The sequence below is a fragment of the Gordonia sp. DT101 genome (assembly GCF_049844895.1).
Lineage (GTDB): Bacteria > Actinomycetota > Actinomycetes > Mycobacteriales > Mycobacteriaceae > Gordonia.
Window position 1 is genome coordinate 1,114,665 of record NZ_JBNCLX010000001.1, and the last position, 19,366, is coordinate 1,134,030.

Consider the following 19,366-nt stretch of genomic DNA (forward strand, 5'->3'; position numbering starts at 1 on the left):
TCGGGGGGTCACGGTGATGCGTCACCACCGTCACGCCGGTCGCGTCCGGTCTCCATCATCGTCGGAAATGCCGGATTGGTTGGCCGGTTTTCGGGACTTACCCGTGAACCCGCCCGACACCTCGTCGCGGGGCGTGCTCGCAGCCACGGTCAGTGCCGCACCGAAGGCCATCACCCCCACGAAGCCGCTGGGATCGATTCCGCTCAGCGAGGCCACCCGGTGCAGGCGGTTGTTGATCGTATTCGGGTGCACACCAAGCGCTCTCGCGGTGCGCCCGCGATCCATGTCGCAGCGCAGGTATTCCTGCAGAAAGGCGATCAGTTCCGGGAACGGCTCGATGGGCGCCAGCACCGCGCCGACATGGTCGGCGGCCGGGCCCGGCCGGGTCAGCTGAAAGTCCAGCGCCACATCGGCCAACCGGTACACGCTGCGCTCGCTGCGGTGTCCCGCCGACAGGCGCAGCACCTCGGCCGCCAACGTCCCCGCCGACGGCACGTCGGCGATCGCCACCGTCTCCACCAGACCCGCCCGCACCGCAACGCCCACCGATGACCGGATGCGTTCGACCAGCTCGGCGGCCGCCGCCAGCGTCGACGCGGTGGCGTGCGGGTCCGCCGGCAGGAGCAGATGACCGCCCGCCGGGCCCAGCGTCGTCAGGATCGACGTGGCGCGCCGGAACTCGGGCAACGACAGCATCGAGCGCATCTTGCGCCGCCCGGCCACCAGCCGGCCGGTCGCGTCGTCGACCAGCTCGTCCGTCGTCGGCGCGATCGCCAGCGCGAGCACGTGGTACTCGGCGGCCAGCTCGATCCGGAAGCGATCGGCATACGGCCGGGCTTCCTGACCGTCGAGAATCATTCGCGCCACCAGGTGCCCGGCGCTGCTCTTCTCGCTGTCGAGGATCATCTGCTCCTGCTCGTAGGCGTCGACGAGCGTCGCCGAGAAGGTGCCGAACAGCGAGATCAGTGCGGTGCCCAGGTAGGCCACCTCCGCGCCCTCCTCCGGACGGGCCAGGGCGGCCGCCTCGGTCCAGAAGCGCTGGAAGCCCGCTTGCCAATTGCGGATCACCACCGACAGCGGGACCCCTTCGTCGGCGCGCTGCACCGCGATCTCACGGGCGGGGCGCAGTTCGTCGGCGCTGGGTGTCACATTGTCGCCCAGCGCCCGGAACACCGTCGACAGCGTCCGGCGGGTCACCCACGGCAATTCGGTCAGCCGGATCTCCGACGGCAACGCCCGCAGCGCGTCGGAGCTGTCGAGCGCGGACTCCTTGATCATGTCGTTGGCGCGCAGCTGCAGCCGATGCAGGAGCGCACTCGTCCCCGGGGGCGGCGAGGACGATGTCAGAGCGGCCATACCTGCCTCCAAGATTGTGCGATCGCACATCACATCGGTAGGTCACCTGTGATTATCGGATATTGCGATGGTCAAGGGCCCACCATAGCGTGGTGACACAGCAGCGAATGTGACGGGCACCACCTCGTCGTCGCTTATCCGGTCCTGTCTCAGGCACCGACCGAGCTCTCTGCCCGCGACCACGAGGAACTCGAAGGAATCACGATGGATCAATCGGCCACCCGGCAGCGCAGCGCGCCGGATCTCCCGCCTGCCGTCACGGAGCCGGGCGGGTGGGGCCGCGCCGGCCGTCCGGCCCGATCCGGTGCGGCGACGGTCGGCGGCACCCGCGCCTGGGTCATCACCGCGATGTTGATGGTGCTGATGATGATCAACTTCGCCGACAAGGCGGTGATGGGGCTGGCCGCGACCAGCATCCGGGCGGAGTTCGGGCTCACCGCCGCGCAATACGGCACCATCTCGAGTGCGTTCTTCCTGCTGTTCAGCATCTCGGCGCTGGTCGTCGGCCACCTTGCCGACCGGTTCAGCACCCGCAAGGTGCTGCTCGTGCTGGCGCTGATCTGGTCGGTCGCGATGCTGCCGGTCATCGGTCCGGCGGGATTCACGGTGATCCTGATGTCGCGCGTCGTTCTCGGCGCCGCCGAAGGCCCGGCGTTCGGCGTGGCACAGCACGCCGTGTTCAAGTGGTTCACCGATGCCGATCGCGGGATGCCGACGGCGTTGGTGAGTACCGCGACGTCGATCGGTGTGATCATCGGTGCGCCCGTGCTGTCGTGGATGATCTCCGCGCACGGCTGGCGGTCGGCGTTTGTGCTCGTGGCCGTCATCGGTGCGGCGTGGTGCGTGGTGTGGTTGTTCGTGGGACGCGACGGCCCGGTCGGTGTACAGGCCACGGCGTCGACCGCCGACGCCGTGCGCCCTATCGATCAGGTGCGGGTGCCGCTGCGCAAGATTTTGTCGTCGCGCACCTGGCTCGGTGCCGCCCTGAGTGCCTTTGCTGCGTACTGGTCGCTCGCGCTGCTCATCTCGTGGGTGCCGGCGTTCTTGACCGACGACCTGGGCTACAGCAAGTCCGCGGCCGGAACGCTCACGGCGTTGCCGTGGCTGGTCGGGATGATCGCCTTGCTCGCCCAGGGATTCGCCACCCAGCGCATGATGCGTAACGGCCGTTCGAGCAGCGTTGCGCGAGGCATCATGCCGGGCGTCATCGTGGTAGTAGGCGGCGTCTGCATCCTGGCGTTCGGCTATGTGCACGCGAATGCCCTGATATTGCTGTTCATGGCGCTCGGACTGGGATTGTCCGGTGTGGCGCTCGCCGCCGGCGCCACCGCGTGCAGTGAGATCTCGCCGGTCGGTCAACGCGGCGTCGTGCTCGGGGCGTTCGTCGGGCTGTACTCGCTGGCCGGCGTGATCGCCCCCTTCGTCGCCGGTGTCCTCATCGATCACGCGGGCGTCGATCCGCACTCCGGCTACACCGTGGTGTTCGCACTCACCGGCGTCATCGTGGTGGTCGGCGGGGTACTGGCCATCGCCCTCATCCGTCCCGAACGCGACACCGCCCGACTCATCGCGGCCGGCTCCCCCATCTCCTGACCGCGGCATCTGCCCGTAACTGTTGTCCTTTCTCGAAACGGAGTTCTCTTGTCCAGCAACACCCAGACCGCCACCTCGCACACCGCCGCCGCGAACAGGGCGGTGCTCGATCAGCTGCCCTTCGACGACCGTCGGGCGTTCGACGACGCACACCGCGGTTTCATCGCCACCCTGGATCCGATGGTGATCACCGACGACACCGGTCGCGTGGTGTGGGATCTGGAACGCTTCACCTTCTTGCAGGGCGATGCGCCGGCCACGGTCAACCCCAGTCTGTGGCGGATGTCCCAGCTGCACACCGCGCACGGCCTGTTCCAGGTGGCCGATCGCATCTTCCAGGTCCGCGGATTCGACATCTCCAACATGACCGTCATCGAGGGCGACACCGGCTACGTCATCGTCGACCCGCTCACCTCGGTCGAATGTGCCCGGGCGGCCATGGATCTGGTGCGTGATCACCTGGGCGAGAAGCCGATCCGCGCGATCATCTACACGCACAGCCACGCCGATCACTTCGGCGGGGTCAAGGGCATTGTGTCCGACGACGACGTGGCAGGCGGCGCGGTACGGATCGTCGCGCCGCTCGGCTTCCTGGAACATGCGGTCAGCGAGAACGTCTACGCAGGCAACGCCATGACGCGCCGCGCCCAGTACATGTACGGGCAGAACCTGCCGGTCGACGCGGCCGGGGTGATCTCGACGGGTCTGGGGATCGCACTGTCGAAGGGGCAGATGAGCCTCCTCGAACCGACCGATGTGATCTCGGGGACCAGCCAGGAACTGGTGCTCGACGGTGTGCGGTTCGAGTTCCAGTACACCCCGGATTCCGAGGCGCCGGCCGAGATGCACTTCTACCTGCCCGACATGCGGGCATTGTGTATGGCCGAGAACGTGTCTCATCACATGCACAATCTGTACACGCCGCGTGGCGCGCAGATCCGGGACGCGGTGGGTTGGAGTCGCTACATCGATGTGGCGTTGCGGCGCTACGGCGCGGTGACCGACGTGATGTTCATCTGCCATCAGTGGCCCGTCTGGGGAACCCGGTCGGTGTGCGAGTTCCTGGCCGAGCAGCGTGACCTCTACCGCTACATCCACGACGAGACGCTGCGCCTGGCCGCGCACGGGTACACGATGATCGAGATCGCGGAGATGGTGGAACTGCCCGAGGGGCTGGCCACCTCGTGGATAGCGCGCGGCTATTACGGGTCGCTCAACCACAACGTGAAGGCCGTCTACCAGAAGTATCTCGGGTTCTTCGACGGCAACCCGGCGCACCTGCATCCGCATCCGCCCGTCGAGGCCGGACAACGCTATGTGGAGTTCATGGGCGGAGCCGACGCCGTGTTGAACAAGGCGCGCAAGTCCTTTGACGACGGCGACTATCGGTGGGTGGCCGAGGTGGTCAATCATGTGGTGTTCGCCGAGCCGAACAACCAAGCCGCGCGCGAGTTGCAGGCCGATGCGCTCGAACAGCTCGGGTATCAGAGTGAATCGGCGCCGTGGCGCAACTTCTACCTGACCGGCGCGCAGGATCTGCGCGAAGGTGCCCGCAGCGACGAGGCGGCATTGGGTGCGGGCGAGGTGATCGCCGCGATGACCGTCGACATGCTGTTCGACTACCTCGCCATCCGGCTCAACGGTCCCAAGGCCGGCGGGCAGAGCTTCGCGATGCAGGTGCAGCTCACCGACACCGGGGAGTCCCGACGCGTGGAACTCGTCCACGGCGTATTGAACTGCACGCCTGCGCAACCCGACGATCACGGGGACACCACGATGCGGCTGCCCAAGGCGGCGTTGACCGGGTTGGCGCTGGGTGCAGTGACACTGGCCGACGCGGTGGCCGCCGGCCAGGTGGAGATCTCCGGTGACGAGGAACCGGCGTATCTGCTGTTTGCGCTGCTCGATACGTTCGCCCGCACGTTCAACATCGTCACCCCGTGAGCCAGCAGTCGACGTCGCAGGTCTCGGAGGCTGAGGCGCAGGAAGCGGGGGTGCAGGAGTCGGGGGTGCAGGACACCGAACCCGACTACCGGTTCACGCTGGCCAACGAGCGCACCTTCCTTGCCTGGATTCGTACGGCGCTGGCCTTGCTGGCCGCCGGGGTCGCCGCCGACGAACTGATCGGTGGCGGCGCCGGAAACATCGACCATTCGGTGCTGGCGGTGACCTGCGTGGTGGTGGCGACCCTGTTGTCGCTGGGCGCGTTTCATCGGTGGCGTCGGGTGCAGTCCGCGATGCGGCGCAGCGATCCGTTGCCCCCGGCGTCGATCGTGCGGATAACGGTCGGCGGGGTGTGCGCCATCGCGCTGGTCTGTGTGGTGGTCGTGATCCTGTGACGGCGACCGAGCGTGATGCCGGACTGCAGCCGGAGCGAACGTTGTTGGCCTGGCGCCGAACAACTCTGACCGCAGTCGGTGTGTTTCTGCTGTGTTGTCGTGCGCTGGCGGTCGGTCACACGGTGGCGCATGTGGTGGCCGTTGCGCTCAGTGGCGCGCTGGTGTGCTCGCTGTGCGTCGGCATGCGGCAGCGCGCCCGCCGCTACCAGGAGAATCCGCGGTGTGCCGAGCATGCGTCGACGGTGTTGCTGTGCGTGATCGCGGTGGGGATCGGTTGCGTGGGTGTGGCGTCGGCTCTCGGGTAGCGCCGTCAGATACCGTCGAGGAACTCCAGGATGGCGGTGTTCACGCGATCAGGCTCCTGCATCTGCACGAAGTGGCCGGCGCCGGGGACGGTCTCGATGCGCCGCAGGTTGGGGACCAGCGGCCGAGCCGTGTAGTTGGGCGGATGGGAGCGTGTGCGACCACGAGCATTGTTCTGGAGCCCGAACATCTTGTGGTGCCGGCGATGGTCGGTTTTGCGAATGCGACGACGACCAGCTCATGACTTGCGGGTACGCATACCCTGCCGCACGGTGAGGACGAAGTCGGTCATGTCATCGACCAGACGTGTACGTGCAGGGGCGGTGAGGGTGCCGTCCGCCCGGTCGAGAGCGTCGGCGATGAGGTCGAACAGCCCGCCGGTCACCGCGATCGCCATCTGCTCGGTCGCAGGGCCGTCGGGGAGATCGTCGTTTCGGGACCACACCGCACGCACCAGTTCGGCGGCCTGTCGTCGATTGGCCCGCCGTTGTCGTTCGATGGTCTGGGAGATCCCGCCCGACTGTCCAAAGGTCACCACTCCGACCCGGGGATCGTCGATCAATGCGTCGACGAACATTTCCAGCAGCCGGTGCGTGACATCCGGCTCGGACTCGACGGACTCGTCGAGCGCCGTGTACAGGCCGGAGAAGATGGTGTGCGTATTACGTTGCAGCAGTTCGAGATAACAGGCTTCCTTGGAGGAGAAGTGCTCGTAGAACGCCTTGTTCCCGACGTAGGCCATCTGACAGATCACTTCGATCGACGCGTTGGCGTATCCGTCCCGAGCAAACAGCTCGAGCGCTGCGTCGAGGATCAGCTCACGGCGCTGCTGTGCTCGCTCGGTCGCATCGAGTCCCCTGATGCGCCGGCCCGCAGACGACTGCTTCGCGGCGGCACGCCCATTCCCGGTCACCTCACGAAGTGTAGAGCCAATTAGAAACAAGAGCTCTTGTTAAGAGTAAAGCCGTGTGCTGTACTGCTGTGGCCGACTCACCGACGACGGGGGCAAAGCACGTGGAACAGTATGGAGACGATCCGATTCGACGGGCGGGGCCTCGGATTCTGACGGCCCTCATGGCCGCCGTCGTACTCGCCATAGGGCTTGCTCATGCCGGTCCTGCCGGTGCGACTCCAGCGTTCCCGCAGACGTTTCCGCCGAATCAGAACCAACTGCCGCAGCTACCGCGGGAGCCCGACATCTATCGCGCGCTGCCCATCGCGACCCCGGACACCGACCCCTGGTACGACGATCCGCCGAACATCGCCGCCTACCGGCCGGGTCAGATCGTTCGCACTCGGGTCGTCCAGACTCGCGTCCTGGGTATCCCGTTCCCGGTGCACACCAAGCAGTTGCTCTACCGGTCGGAGGACGCCCATGGCCGTCCGATCGTGACGGCCACATCGGTGATCATCCCCGGCATCCCGTGGGCCGGAAGTCCGCGGCCGGTGGTCTCTTTCCAAGAAGCCATCGACTCCACCAGCTCATCGTGCAATCCCTCGCACACTCTGCAGACGGGTACCTTCAAGGAGGCCACCCTCGCAATATCGTGGCTTGCACAGGGTTTCGCGGTGAACGTGCCCGACTTCGACGGGAAGTTCAACACCTTCAGCACCTGGGACGAGGGAAAGATGGTGCTCGACAGCCTGCGGGCGGTGAAGAACGACACGACGCTTGGTCTGCGGCACTCGGGTATCGCGATGTATGGATACTCCGGCGGCGGATCGGGCTCCATCCGCGCCGCCGGCTTGCGGAAGACCTACGCACCCGATGTGAAGATCCTCGGCACCGCCATGGGCGGAGCGCCCGCCGACCTGACCGCGCAGGCAAGGTACGCAACCGGCCCCCAGCCCGGCGTCACGGGTATCAGCAACTTCACCATGTGGCTCGGATTCGCCAGTCTGTCACGGGAGTACCCGCAGATCTTCGACGCCGACAAACTGCTGACCGCTGCGGGCCAGAAGATCGTCGCCGACCTCGGCAGCCGGTGCGTGTATACCGCTGCGATGACCGGCATGTGGCGACCGATCGGAGACTACTTCCAGCCGGGCAAGAGCCTGGCGACCGCGCCCGGGGTCATGCCGCTTCTTCGCGAACTCAGTCTGGACAGGCATGTTCCCGATACACCGATTCTGTGGTTCCACGGGATGTGGGATGAGCTCATCCCACCGTCGAAGGTGGTGCTGCCGGTGGTCCGTAAGTACCAAAGGGCCGGGGCTGATCTGCGCTTCATCACGCTGCCGTTGCCCGAGCATGTCACCAACGCGGCGGTCGGGTGGATGCCCGCACAGGCGTGGATCAGTGCGGTGTTGCGGGGCGCCTCGCCGGGCCCGAGATTCATGCTCGCCTATCCGGCGCCTCTGCCTCCGGAGTTTCCGGGGACCTGATCGACGACGCGGTCTGGAGCCTCAGAATTCCTTTCGCAGGTCTAAAAGGAAGCTCACCATCGCCGCGTTCACCTGGTCAGGTTCCTGCATCTGCACGAAGTGGCCGGCGCCGGGGACGGTCTCGATGCACTGCAGACCCGGTACGAGCTGTTTCATGGAGCCGAGTGGGTCGCGCCCCATCATCCCGAGGACCGGGTCGCGATCGCCGACGACAAACAATGTCGGAGTGTGTATCTCGGCGTCACCGATACTCTCGTTCTGCTCCCAGACGGCATCGGCTGCGCGGTACCAGTTGAGTCCGCCGGTGAAGCCGGTGCGACGGAACTCGGTGACGTAGTGGTCGAACTCGTCGGTACTCAGCCACGGCCAGGGCAGCGGGGGTGCGGGCGGGAGCACGTCGAGGTAGCCGTTGCCCTCTGACGGGTGCTCCCAGCAGGTGAGGTACCGGTCGACATCGCTGAGCGCCCAGAAGATCCGGCGCAGGAACTCCGCGGCGTTGTTGTCGAGCTCCTGCTCGGCCACCCCCGGCTCTTGGAAATAGTGGAAGTGCAAGAAGTGGTCGCGGGCCATGGCCGTGTAGATGGTGCTGGGGCTGACGGGTGCGCGGTGCGTGAGGGGGACGCTCACCTGGATGAGGCCGGCGACGCGGTCGGGGATCCATCGCGCCAGGTCCCAGGTCAGCTGGGCGCCGAAATCGTGTCCGGCAAAGATCGCTCGGTCGGCGCCCAGCGCGTCGAGCAGGCCTTCGATGTCGGCCACCGTCGTAGTGCGGTCGTAGGCCGCCACGTCGGTCGGCCGGCTGCTGTGACCGTAACCGCGCATGTCGGGGGCCACGGCATGCCAGCCGGCGGCGGCGATGGCCGGGATCTGGTGGCGCCACGAATAGCCGAGTCCGGGGAAGCCGTGGCAGAGGATGACGGGCACGCCGCTGCCCTGTTCGGTGATGGACAAGTCGATTCCGTTGACATGGATTGTCCTGGTGCGGGGTTCGGCGGTCACAGGGTGGACGTTACCCGGTGGTCGCCTGGCGAATCACGTCATTCGCGGCGGTGAGGGTGTCGTTGAAATGTGCGACACCGCCGCTCGTGCACCGGCGGTGGTAGCCAGATGTTGTGCGGCGATGTCTGCTGATTGGTGGGAGGGGCGATCTGTCCAGCACCCGCTGGAGACTCGCAACAGTAGGTCTCCGGACTTCCTGGGACGAAGCAACCGCATGACGACGTGACGGTGTGTCTACATCGACCCGCCGGGGCCACCTGTGGGTAGTCTCAACGCATCATGGATAGTGTCGATCTGATCGTGTCCCGGTGGGCTGTCGCGCGACCCGAACTGGACGTTTCGGCGCTGAAGGTCTTCGGCCGACTGCATCGCAGCTTCCTCGTCTACAAGGCGCGTATCGCGTCGACATTCGAGGAACACAACATCACCGACTCCGGGTTCGACGTTCTCGCCTGTCTGCGACGTGCGGTGCCCGATCATCGGCTGACAGCTGGAGAGCTCGCAGAGCTGACCTTGGTGACCACCGGAGGGCTGTCGCTGCGGGTGCGGCGGCTCGAGGATGCGGGCCTGGTGACCCGCACGCGCGACTCCGACGATGCACGCGTCGTGTACGTGGAACTCACACCGTCCGGTGCGGAGCTGGTCGACCAGGTCGCCGACGAGCACTTCGCCAAGCTCACATCGATGCTCGCCGAGTTCGCCGACAGGGACGCCGCTACCCTGGCCCGTTTGCTCGGTCGACTGGAGGAATCGGCTCGATCCGCGCACCTCGGCGACGGCCTGGACCCGGGCGAAACGGATCCCATCGCGGCGAGCTGAAAACTTTCGCGAGAGAAATCTCGCCAGAGTGACGGCGCGCACACCCAGTGTGACCTGCGTCGCTTCGATTTCCTTCAGATAAACCCGGCGTTACAAAGCTCTGTTCTGCGGCTTCTGCTGTTGACGTCTTAGCGCTAAGGCTCTACAACTGTCTTAGCGCAAAGGTAATTACCTGCGCGACAGCCCAGTCAGAGCCACGCAGTCGTCGGCTCGCCCAGCCGGAATGGATCCCCGAATGTCACTCGTCGCGAGCACCGATACAGCGCCCGCCCTCATCGGGGCCGGCGTCGACCCGAGCCGCGATCTCCTCGACGAGATCTACGTGGCGGGACGGTGGGTGACCGGAACAGGTGAGCCGATCGAATCGATCGACCCGGCGTCCGGACACAGGTTCGCCACCCTGCGGGCCGCCACCGTCGACGACGTCGATGTCGCCGTCCGCGCCGGGCTGTCCGCAGCGCGGACCAGCGGGTGGGCGACGATGCTGCCGCACGAGCGTGCAGCGACCCTTCATCGCATCGGCAATGCGGTCGAATTCAATGCGGACCGTATCGCTGCGCTGCAGACCCTCGACACCGGCAAGACCCTCAGTGAGACGAAAGCCTTGGCAGCGAGCGCGGCCAACACCTTCCGGTACATGGCCGCCGCGCTGGAGACCGCCGACGACGCGGTCACCACACCACGGGGACCGTGGATGACGCTGTCGACACATCAGCCGATGGGCGTCGTCGGCGCCATCACGCCGTGGAATTCGCCGATCGCCTCGGACGCACAGAAACTCGCACCGGCGCTGGCCGCCGGGAACGCGGTGATCAGTAAGCCGCCGGTCTGGGCCCCGTGGGTGACGCTGCTCCTCGCGCGACTGTGCGAGGAGGCCGGGCTGCCCAGCGGGCTGTTGTCGGTGCTCCCCGGTCCGGGCCGGACGGTGGGTGAGGCGCTCGTCCGTCATCCGCAGGTGGCAAAGGTCAGCTTCACCGGAGGAACATCCACCGGTCGCCATCTCGCACACGTCGCCGCCGACAAACTGATGCCGATCACCCTGGAACTCGGCGGCAAATCCCCCACCATCGTCTTCGACGACGCCGACCTCGAACGAGCCCTGCAGGGCGTGCTCTTCGGCATCTTCTCGTCAAGTGGGCAGAGCTGCATCGCTGGATCACGAATCTTTGTCCAACGCAGCATCTTCGACAACTTCACCGACGAACTAGTGCGACGCGCCGCACGTCTTCGGCTCGGGCCGGGCACGGACGGTGGCACCGATGTCGCACCGATGATCTCCCGGACGCATCGCGATTCCGTCGCCACGATGGTCGACGCTGCCGTCGCCGCGGGCGCCCAGGTGCGATGCGGCGGTCGGATCCCGGACGATCCCGGGCTGGCCACGGGAAGCTACTACCCGCCGACGATCCTGACCGGAGTCACCAACGCCGACACCATCAGTCGCGAGGAGATCTTCGGGCCGGTCGCGGTGGTGATCCCCTTCGACGACGAGGCCGATGTCATCACGCAGGCGAACGACACCGTCTACGGCTTGGCATGCGGCCTCTGGACCCAGGACTACCGCCGCGCGCTGCGTGTCGGTGAAGCGGTCAACGCGGGAACGGTGTGGGTCAACACCTACAAACAGTTCTCCATCTCAACACCTTTCACCGGTCTGCGAGAGAGCGGTCTCGGCACGGAGAAGGGGCGAGACGCAATCCGTCAGTACTCGGATCAGAAGAGCATCTACCTGGATCGCAGCGACGCACCGATGCGTTGGGGCACATCCCGATAGATCTCGAGACCGCCCCCAGCAAAACGAGAGAGGACACACCATGCCCACTTCGGCGCCATCAGCGACCGGATCAGCCCACCCCTACAGCCCCGCCTATGCGGTGGCCGGCTTCGGATTCGTCTCCGGTGCCTTGTCAGTCGACGAGAGCGGTACCGCGGTGAACGGGGTCGAACCCGCACTCGACGCCGCGATCGCACGGCTGACCGAGCGCCTCGCCACCGTCGAGATGGAGCTCACCGACGTCGTCAAGACCACCTACTTCGTCACCGACGTCTCGCTCCGGGATGCGGCAAACCGTCACTACGAGAAAATCTTCGACGATCCGCGACCCGCGCGATCGTTTGTCGAAGTCGCGGCCCTGCCGTACGGCGCCACCGTCGAGATCGAAGCGATCGCGCACCGCGCCTGACCCAATCCTGACCACCGAAGATCACCAACCCAACCGAGAGGACACCATCATGAGCGCTCCAGAGAAGCAGGCCGTCGACCTCGAGCAGCAGATCGATGCCTGCATCGCCGGCCGCGATTCACGGTACGAGGACTGGGACACCCTGGGATTCCAGGCCGCGAAGGGCGGAGACCGGTTCAAGCGCGCCCAGATCCGCTACATCGGGTCCGGCGCCACCGGCAACCACGACGGCGACAACCGTACGCTGCCGTCGGAGCACTTCACCTTCTCGAACATGCGGCTGCCGGCCGGTGCCGTCGGCCCCGAGCACACCCACCATGACGTGGAGGAAGTGTTCTTCGTGCTCGAGGGTGAGCTCGAGGTCGCAGTGCACGACGTCGAGGATGGCACCAAGAAGGCTGTCCGCAAACTCGGCTACCGGGATCTGATCCGCGTGCCGGCCGGGGTGCCGCGCAGTCTTGCCAACGTCGGGGACACCGACGCTCTGTTCTGCGTGATCATCGGCGCGCCCAAGCCGCAGCTGCCCACCTACCCGCCGAGCTCGGAGATGTACGGCGTCACTCGCTGACGTCGTACCCGACCGTCCGAGAGGATCACCGATGTCCGCAGACACGAGACTCCTTCGCGTCGAGCAGAAGACGTGGGAGGCAGATGGCATCACCAGCGTCACCCTGGTCGACCCGACTGGTGCGTGCCTGCCGACCTGGAAGCCCGGTGCACACATCGCCCTGCACCTCCCGGGTGGACTGATCCGGGAGTACTCCCTGTGCTCCGACCCACACGACACGTCGCGCTGGACGGTCGCGGTGCTGCGCACTGAACAGTCTCGCGGCGGCAGCGTGCACGTGCATGATCGGCTGTCGGTCGGTGCCGAGATCGAGGTCGCCGGACCACGTAACGCATTCGGCGTCGACGATGACGCCACCGAACATGTGCTCGTGGCCGGTGGCGTCGGGATCACCCCGATCGTGGCGATGATGCGTCACCTCGAGGCTGCCGGACGTCCATGGCGGATGCTGTACGCGGGACGGTCACGGCATTCGATGGCATTCGTCAACGAGGTTTCCGGGCTCGCAACGGCGACGATCCACGCCGACGACGAGGTCGGCGGACTTCCGGATCTCGACGCCGTGATCGGTAACGCAGCGGCAGGTGCCGTCGTGTACTGCTGTGGTCCGCCCCCGCTACTCGATGCGGTGGAGAAGGTGGTGCCCGAGGGCGCGGCCCTGCGGACCGAGCGATTCGCCGCTCCCGTGATCGCGGCACCCGCCGGCGACGACAGCGCGTTCGACGTCGTGCTCGATCAGAGCGGTCGTCGAATCCCGGTCGCCTGCAACGTCTCGGTGCTCGACGCCTTGCTCGACGCCGGTGTCGACGTGCCCAGCTCATGCACCGAAGGTATCTGCGGCACCTGCGAGGTGGCCGTCGTCAAAGGCGACGTCGACCACCGCGACTTCGTGCTCAGCGAAACCGAGCATGCCGAGAACACGACGATGTTGCCGTGCGTATCCCGCTGCCGCTCTGCCGAACTCGTCCTCGACCTCTAGAAGGATTCCACGATGCTCTACTCCCAGCGTCCCGTCATCACCGACCGGCCGGTCTGCACCCTGCGCAGCCTGCGTTCGGTGGCGCTGACGGTCTCTGACCCCAAGGCCTCCCGCGACTTCTACCACGAGGTGTGGGGACTGACCGCCGTCGACGAGGACGGCGATCGGTTCTGGTTGCGGGCCACCGGAACCGAGCATCACGTTCTCGATCTCCGGCCGGGCGACACGAACTCCCTCGGTGGCATCAGCTTTGCCCTCGCCGCACCACGGGACGTCGACGAGGCCGCGCTCGCGCTCGATCGCATCGGTGTCCCGATGCTGCGCACACCGGGCATGCTCGACGATGCGGGCGGCGGATACGGTCTGCAGTTCGTGGACCCCGAGGGCCGGACGATCGAGCTGTCGGCTGATACCTTCGCGGTGTCAAGTCAGGAGCCCGGTGGCCGTCGCGCCGTGCCCCGCAAGATCGCTCACGTGGTGCTCAACACCACCGACATCGAGCGGACCGTGCAGTTCTACACCCAGGTGCTCGGCATGCGGATCTCCGACTGGTCCGAACGCCAGATGGCCTTCCTGCGATGCAATTCCGACCACCACGTGATCGCTTTCAATCAGGCCACGTGGCCGTCGGTCAACCACATCGCCTACGAGATGACCTCGATCGATCACTTCATGCGCGGCATCGGAAGTCTGCATGCACATGGGATCGCGCCGCAGTGGGGACCCGGTCGGCACGGCCCCGGCGACAACACCTTCTCCTACTTCACCGATCCCGCCGGACTGGTGTGCGAATACACCTCGGAGGTGGCCCAGATCGACGAGGACGCGTGGCTGTGCCGCACCTGGCGTCGCACCCCGGAACTGTCGGACACTTGGGGAACCGCCGGGCCGCCCAGCACCTCGGTGCGCACGGCCATGGCCGGCATCCCGGATCTCGGTGCCCGATCATTGGTCACGCCGCGCGACGCCGACTACTTCTATGGCGCACCCGAGATGGCGGGGATTTCATGACCAGCGCATCGACGGCAACCACCGGCACCGATATCCGCGATCGCATCCACCTGGTGGCCCACACCGCCCGTACCGAGGCGATCATCACGTCGCCGGTCGTGATGCTGCACGGGATCGGCGGCTCGGTCGCTTCGTGTGAACCGTTGGCGTCCCGACTCGCGGAGGCCGGTGTGTCGAGCTGGTGCGTCGACGCGCCCGGCTTCGGACAGTCGGCGGATCCCGAAGCCGGGGGCGACGTCGTCGACGACATCCTCGACGTCCTCGATGTCGTCTCCCCGGATCAGCCCGCCGTGATCGTCGGGACATCGTGGGGCGGGGTCATCGCGATGTCGGCAGTACTACGCCGGCCGGACCGTGTGCGAGCGCTGGTGCTCGCCGACACCACCCGCGGCTCGGGCATCAGCGAACAGAAGTCCGCGGCCATGCGAGCGCGGATCACCGAACTCCGCGACAACGGTGCCGTGTCCGTCGCCGCCGGCCGCGCCGACCGGCTCACCGCACCCGACGCCGACCCCGCAGTGGCAGCCGACGTGCGCAAGTCGATGGCCGCGGTCCGCCTGCCCGGTTTCAGCGCGGCCGCCGAGTTCATGGCCGCCACCGACCACGGCCCCGACCTGCCCCGGATCGCCATTCCGGCACTGGTTTTGGTCGGCGACAAGGACGTGATCACCGGCGTGGACGAATCACGACTGCTCGCCGAACGTATCCCGAACGCCGAGCTCCACATCGTCGACCACGCCGGACATGTCGCCATCCAGGAACAACCGGCCGTGGTGGCCGGCCACGTCGTCGACTTTCTGCGGAGACTGTGATGACCGGCCCGACCGCCCCGAGCCGTCGCACCACGAATAGTGGCACCCCGAACAGGGGCACCGTCGTGGTGACCGGTGGTGGACGCGGCTTGGGGCGGAGCATCGCCGAGCGTCTCGGTCGAGAGGGCCACCGGGTCGTGATCGCCGAACGCGACACCACCACCGCCCAGGTGACCCGGGACGAGCTGACCGCCGAAGGCATCGACGCCACCGCGATCGTCACCGACATCGCCGACTTCGCGTCGGTACGTGCTCTGGCCGAGCGGCTGGAGCACGACGGGGATCGTCTGGTCGGTCTGGTGAACAACGCTGCCATCGCCGACGGAGTCGGCGGCGCAACGTTCTTCGAACTCGCCGACGACGAGTTCGGACGTCTCTCGGACGTCAACGTACGCGGCACCTGGGCGGTCACCAAGTACCTGTGGCCACTACTCGCCGACGCGCAGGGTGCAGTCGTCAACATCGCCTCCGATGTCGCGATGTACGGCTCACCTCGACTGGTGCACTATGTTTCGTCGAAAGCGGCGGTCATCGGGATGACACGGTCAATGGCACGAGACGCCGGAGAATACGGCGTACGGGTCAATGCTGTGGCACCCGGCCTCACGCGGGTCGAGGCCACCGAGACGGTGCCGGATGAGCGATACCGCACCTATGCCCAGGGCCGAGCGCTGAAACGCGAACAGACGCCCGACGACGTCGCTGGGGTCGTCCGATTCCTGCTCTCCGACGACGCCGCCTTCGTGACCGGACAGACCATCGTCGTCGACGGCGGATTCATCTTCCGCTGAACGCCATTCAGACCATCACCATCCAGGAGCACACATGGACCTGCAACTGAGCGGCCGCCGAATTCTGATCACCGGAGCCAGCTCCGGGATCGGTCTTGCCACGGCCCGAATGCTCGCGGCCGAAGGCGCCCGACTCGCGCTGTGTGCCCGGGACGTCGATCGCCTGCGTGCTGCCACCGCAGACCTGGCCGAGATGACCGATGTCGTCACGGCACCCTGCGATGTCACCGACCGGGCGTCGGTGAACTCCTTCGTCGACGACGCGATCGGTAGCCTCGGCGGTCTCGACGGAATGGTGTGTAATGCCGGCCGGTCGTTGATGCGCACCCTCGATGAAACCACCGACGACGAGATCCGCGACGAGTTCGATCTGAAGATCTTCGGCGCCCTCAACGTCATTCGCGCCGGCCGAAAGGCGTTAGCCGACTCGGGTGCCGGCTCGGTCGTCATCGTCAATGCCATCCTGTCGCGTCAGCCCGAACTGCGACTCGCCATCACCGCAGCCGCTCGCGCCGGGCTGCTCAACCTGTCGCGTTCACTCGCCGGGGACCTCGCGCCCGAGGGCATCCGCGTCAATTCCGTGCTGCTGGGCCTGGTGGACACCGGTCAGTGGCACCGCCGATACCAGGAGAGCGGCTCGGCCGAGGATTTCGAATCATGGAGCGCCGACATCGCGCGTGATCGCGGAATCGGTCTGGGGCGCTTCGGGACTGCGGACGAACTCGCTTTCCCGGTCACGACCCTGCTCTCGCCACTCAACAGTTACATGACCGGCGCGACCCTCGACGTCGGTGGCGGAGTCCACCGCTACGTCTGACAGCCCTACCCCAGCCCACAGGAGAGATCAGCGATGTCCGAACCGTCCACCACCCACCGCCGCACCGGCGGAGACGTTCTCGTCGAGGTGATGCGCCGCCACGGGATCACCACCGCATTCGGCGTGGTCAGCATCCACAACCTGCCGCTTGTCGAGGCGGTCGACCGCGACCTCAGCTTCGTCGAGATGCGGCACGAAGCTGCCGCGGTCAACGCCGCGGACGGCTATGCGCGTGCCTCCGGCGGCATCGGTGTGGCGCTGACCAGTACCGGGACCGGCGCCGGCAACGCGGCCGGATCGATGGTGGAAGCCCTGACCGCGGGCAGCCGGGTGCTGCACATCACCGGCCAGATCGAAAGTGAGTACCTCGCTCCCGGTCGTCCCGCCACCAGTCGCGGCGTCATCCACGAGTTCCCCGCCCAACCCGAGATGCTGGCCGCCGTGTCCGCACACTCCACGACCATCCGCGACGCGAAAGACGTGGCAGCCGAGCTGGAATCGGCGATCGCCGCGATCCGCACCGCCCCGTCCGGCCCGGCCAGCGTGGAATGGCCGACCGATCTCCAGTACCTCGCGTCCCCGGAGTCCCAGCGCCCACTGGACGTGACGTCGAACCCACGCGTCGAGCTCGACACCGCAGCACTCGACCGTGCTGCGGTACGGTTGCAGGACTCCACCCGGCCATTGATCTGGCTCGGCGGTGGCGCGGCCGACGCCGGCGAGGCGATCGCCGAGCTCGCGCACCGCCTGGGCGCCGGAATCCTGACCAGCAACTCGGGTCGCGGCATCGTGCCGGAGACCGACCCGCTGGTGATCGGCAACTTCGCGACCACACCGCCCGTCCGTGAGCTCATCTCGTCCGCCGATCTGCTGCTCGCCGTCGGAACCCACTTCCGGTCGAACGAGACCGCCTCCTACAGTCTGAAGCTCCCGGACGAACTGATCCAGGTCGACATCGAGCCGGACACGATCGGGCGGGTGTACCCGGCGACGGTCGGGATCGTCGGCGAGGCCGTTGACGTCCTGCACGGCCTTGCGGAGCGGGTCACTGCCGGGCGCGCGGGTTCGGACTGGTCGACCCGCGTCACCGAGGTCCGGGACCGTGTCCGTGCCGATCTGACCTCTTACATCGGCGGCTACGCGGAGATCTGCACGTCGCTCCGTGCCGCACTGCCCGAACGGTCGGTGATCGCGCGCGACGTCACCATTCCGTCGAGTCAATGGGGAAATCGGCTCCTACCGATCCTGGATCGCACCACCAACATCTTCCCGCTCGGTGGAGGCATAGGCCAGGGTCTGGCCATGGGAATCGGTGCAGCACACGCGCGTCCGGACGTGCCGACACTGGTGATGGCGGGCGACGGGGGACTCGCGGTGCATCTCGGTGAGCTGGCCTCCCTGGCCGGCTCCGGGGCCCACGTCATCGTGCTGCTCTTCAACGACGGTGGTTACGGGGTCTTGCGGAACATGCAGGAGAAGAACGGGTTCCGACGTTCCGGTGTGGACCTGCACACCCCGCGGTTCGACCTCTTGGCCGCGTCGATGGACATCCGCTACCAGTTGGTCCAGGGGCCCGGGACGATCGTCGGGGCCCTGCAGGACGCGATCGCCCACCGTGGGCCCACGTTCATCGAGGTCGACGTCGAAGCGCTCGATCCGGCTCCGGGGCCGTTCGTACCACCGGTACACGTGCCCGCCGCCGAGTCGCATGACGGCCCGCGCTCATGAGCCCCCGCACGCTGTGGTGGGCCGACGGGGCACAGGCCGCCGTCGAATCGGGTGAGCAGGTGCACGTGCACGCGGCAGGCTCCGACGTCATCGACGCGGTTCGGTTGGCTATTGCACATCCCGACGCCGTAATCAGTCTGGTGCTGGCCGAGCCGGCCGGACTGGACGACGCCGAGAGCGCGCTGCTCACCGACGTCGCGGTGCCCACCCTGGTCCTCGCGTCTGCACCCGATCTGGACACGGATCTGTCTGCGGCGCAAAAGATTGCCGGCGATGTCGAGAACGGCGTGTTCGTCATCATCGACGGCTCACCGCAACCGGTGCATCTACGGAGTGCGGAGTCGTACGGCGAGTGGAGCGCATCCTTCATGGCCATCGCCGAAGGTCTCGCCGCACGCGATGGCCGACTGCTCACCCCACCAACCCCCCTCCTCGAAGGAGTTCACCCATGATCACTCGCACAGCCCGCGAGCCGTATCTGGAAACCCACCAGACACATCCGGAACCCATCACGCCGTACGAGCGCAAGCTCGCCGGATCGCTCACCGAGATCTTCGGCGGCGGCGCAACGACTCTCGACGAGGTCGTCGACGGTCTGAATGCGTTGGGACTGAACGGCCCCGACGGTCGTCCCTGGACCGAACAGACTTTCCGCGCCGAGATGCGCAGATTGGGGAGATGAC

General features: G+C 66.7%; 21 protein-coding genes. 17 read left to right on the forward strand and 4 right to left on the reverse strand.

Going from position 1 to position 19,366, the window contains the following annotated elements; all coding sequences use genetic code 11:
* Positions 1–30: 30 nt before the first annotated feature.
* A complete protein-coding gene (locus ACLQ3I_RS05365; protein ID WP_425800345.1) occupies positions 31–1,356 on the reverse strand; it encodes a PucR family transcriptional regulator in 1,326 nt (441 codons plus the stop codon).
* Between the two features lie 204 nt (positions 1,357–1,560).
* On the opposite strand from ACLQ3I_RS05365, the gene ACLQ3I_RS05370 reads away from it, so the two are divergent.
* The 4 genes from ACLQ3I_RS05370 to ACLQ3I_RS05385 are packed head-to-tail and all read left to right on the forward strand — an operon-like array spanning position 1,561 to position 5,593.
* Positions 1,561–2,949 (forward strand): MFS transporter, encoded by a 1,389-nt coding sequence (locus ACLQ3I_RS05370; protein ID WP_425800347.1) that lies wholly within the window; start codon positions 1,561–1,563, stop codon positions 2,947–2,949.
* Between the two features lie 48 nt (positions 2,950–2,997).
* Positions 2,998–4,893 carry an alkyl/aryl-sulfatase gene (locus tag ACLQ3I_RS05375; protein ID WP_425800349.1) on the forward strand — a complete coding sequence of 632 codons (1,896 nt, stop codon included), beginning with the start codon at positions 2,998–3,000 and terminating at the stop codon, positions 4,891–4,893.
* Positions 4,890–5,288, forward strand: coding sequence for a YidH family protein (locus ACLQ3I_RS05380; RefSeq protein WP_425793312.1), 399 nt, complete (start codon positions 4,890–4,892; stop codon positions 5,286–5,288). Before ACLQ3I_RS05375 ends, ACLQ3I_RS05380 begins: the two co-directional genes overlap by 4 nt.
* The gene (locus ACLQ3I_RS05385; protein ID WP_425800351.1) at positions 5,285–5,593 is read left to right on the forward strand and encodes a DUF202 domain-containing protein; all 309 of its coding nucleotides are present in this window, start codon (positions 5,285–5,287) and stop codon (positions 5,591–5,593) included. Before ACLQ3I_RS05380 ends, ACLQ3I_RS05385 begins: the two co-directional genes overlap by 4 nt.
* Positions 5,594–5,598: 5 nt before the next feature.
* On the opposite strand, the gene ACLQ3I_RS05390 is transcribed toward ACLQ3I_RS05385, so the two are convergent.
* Both ACLQ3I_RS05390 and ACLQ3I_RS05395 read right to left on the reverse strand, forming a co-directional pair.
* On the reverse strand, positions 5,599–5,781 hold the full coding sequence (locus ACLQ3I_RS05390; RefSeq protein ID WP_425800353.1) for an alpha/beta fold hydrolase: 183 nt from the start codon (positions 5,779–5,781) through the stop codon (positions 5,599–5,601).
* A 48-nt stretch (positions 5,782–5,829) separates the two neighbouring features.
* The gene (locus ACLQ3I_RS05395) at positions 5,830–6,504 is read right to left on the reverse strand and encodes a TetR/AcrR family transcriptional regulator (protein ID WP_425800355.1); all 675 of its coding nucleotides are present in this window, start codon (positions 6,502–6,504) and stop codon (positions 5,830–5,832) included.
* Positions 6,505–6,665: 161 nt separating this feature from the next.
* Between ACLQ3I_RS05395 and ACLQ3I_RS05400 the strand changes: the two genes are divergently transcribed.
* On the forward strand, positions 6,666–7,976 hold the full coding sequence (locus tag ACLQ3I_RS05400; RefSeq protein WP_425800357.1) for a lipase family protein: 1,311 nt from the start codon (positions 6,666–6,668) through the stop codon (positions 7,974–7,976).
* Positions 7,977–7,997: 21 nt separating this feature from the next.
* Here ACLQ3I_RS05400 and ACLQ3I_RS05405 read toward each other — a convergent pair whose 3' ends face one another.
* Positions 7,998–8,975 (reverse strand): alpha/beta fold hydrolase, encoded by a 978-nt coding sequence (locus ACLQ3I_RS05405; protein WP_425800359.1) that lies wholly within the window; start codon positions 8,973–8,975, stop codon positions 7,998–8,000.
* A 279-nt stretch (positions 8,976–9,254) separates the two neighbouring features.
* On the opposite strand from ACLQ3I_RS05405, the gene ACLQ3I_RS05410 reads away from it, so the two are divergent.
* The 12 genes from ACLQ3I_RS05410 to ACLQ3I_RS05465 all read left to right on the forward strand — a co-directional run bounded on the left by ACLQ3I_RS05410 (position 9,255) and on the right by ACLQ3I_RS05465 (position 19,365).
* Positions 9,255–9,794 carry a MarR family winged helix-turn-helix transcriptional regulator gene (locus tag ACLQ3I_RS05410; RefSeq protein WP_425800361.1) on the forward strand — a complete coding sequence of 180 codons (540 nt, stop codon included), beginning with the start codon at positions 9,255–9,257 and terminating at the stop codon, positions 9,792–9,794.
* A 235-nt stretch (positions 9,795–10,029) separates the two neighbouring features.
* Positions 10,030–11,568 (forward strand): aldehyde dehydrogenase, encoded by a 1,539-nt coding sequence (locus tag ACLQ3I_RS05415; RefSeq protein WP_425800363.1) that lies wholly within the window; start codon positions 10,030–10,032, stop codon positions 11,566–11,568.
* Between the two features lie 40 nt (positions 11,569–11,608).
* A complete protein-coding gene (locus ACLQ3I_RS05420; protein WP_425800365.1) occupies positions 11,609–11,977 on the forward strand; it encodes a RidA family protein in 369 nt (122 codons plus the stop codon).
* Between the two features lie 49 nt (positions 11,978–12,026).
* A complete protein-coding gene (locus tag ACLQ3I_RS05425) occupies positions 12,027–12,545 on the forward strand; it encodes a cupin domain-containing protein (protein WP_425800367.1) in 519 nt (172 codons plus the stop codon).
* Positions 12,546–12,576: 31 nt separating this feature from the next.
* Positions 12,577–13,524: a PDR/VanB family oxidoreductase gene (locus tag ACLQ3I_RS05430; protein WP_425800369.1), complete on the forward strand. Its 948-nt coding sequence runs from the start codon at positions 12,577–12,579 to the stop codon at positions 13,522–13,524.
* 12 nt (positions 13,525–13,536) lie between these two features.
* Positions 13,537–14,535 carry a VOC family protein gene (locus ACLQ3I_RS05435; RefSeq protein WP_425800371.1) on the forward strand — a complete coding sequence of 333 codons (999 nt, stop codon included), beginning with the start codon at positions 13,537–13,539 and terminating at the stop codon, positions 14,533–14,535.
* On the forward strand, positions 14,532–15,347 hold the full coding sequence (locus ACLQ3I_RS05440; protein WP_425800373.1) for an alpha/beta fold hydrolase: 816 nt from the start codon (positions 14,532–14,534) through the stop codon (positions 15,345–15,347). Before ACLQ3I_RS05435 ends, ACLQ3I_RS05440 begins: the two co-directional genes overlap by 4 nt.
* On the forward strand, positions 15,347–16,138 hold the full coding sequence (locus tag ACLQ3I_RS05445) for an SDR family NAD(P)-dependent oxidoreductase (RefSeq protein WP_425800375.1): 792 nt from the start codon (positions 15,347–15,349) through the stop codon (positions 16,136–16,138). The genes ACLQ3I_RS05440 and ACLQ3I_RS05445 overlap by 1 nt, the downstream gene beginning before the upstream one ends.
* A gap of 34 nt (positions 16,139–16,172) precedes the next feature.
* Positions 16,173–16,955: an SDR family oxidoreductase gene (locus ACLQ3I_RS05450; protein ID WP_425800377.1), complete on the forward strand. Its 783-nt coding sequence runs from the start codon at positions 16,173–16,175 to the stop codon at positions 16,953–16,955.
* 33 nt (positions 16,956–16,988) lie between these two features.
* Positions 16,989–18,683 (forward strand): thiamine pyrophosphate-binding protein, encoded by a 1,695-nt coding sequence (locus ACLQ3I_RS05455; RefSeq protein WP_425800379.1) that lies wholly within the window; start codon positions 16,989–16,991, stop codon positions 18,681–18,683.
* The gene (locus tag ACLQ3I_RS05460; protein ID WP_425800381.1) at positions 18,680–19,135 is read left to right on the forward strand and encodes an alpha/beta fold hydrolase; all 456 of its coding nucleotides are present in this window, start codon (positions 18,680–18,682) and stop codon (positions 19,133–19,135) included. The genes ACLQ3I_RS05455 and ACLQ3I_RS05460 overlap by 4 nt, the downstream gene beginning before the upstream one ends.
* Positions 19,132–19,365, forward strand: coding sequence for a recombinase-like helix-turn-helix domain-containing protein (locus tag ACLQ3I_RS05465; protein WP_425800383.1), 234 nt, complete (start codon positions 19,132–19,134; stop codon positions 19,363–19,365). The genes ACLQ3I_RS05460 and ACLQ3I_RS05465 overlap by 4 nt, the downstream gene beginning before the upstream one ends.
* Position 19,366 lies beyond the last annotated feature (1 nt).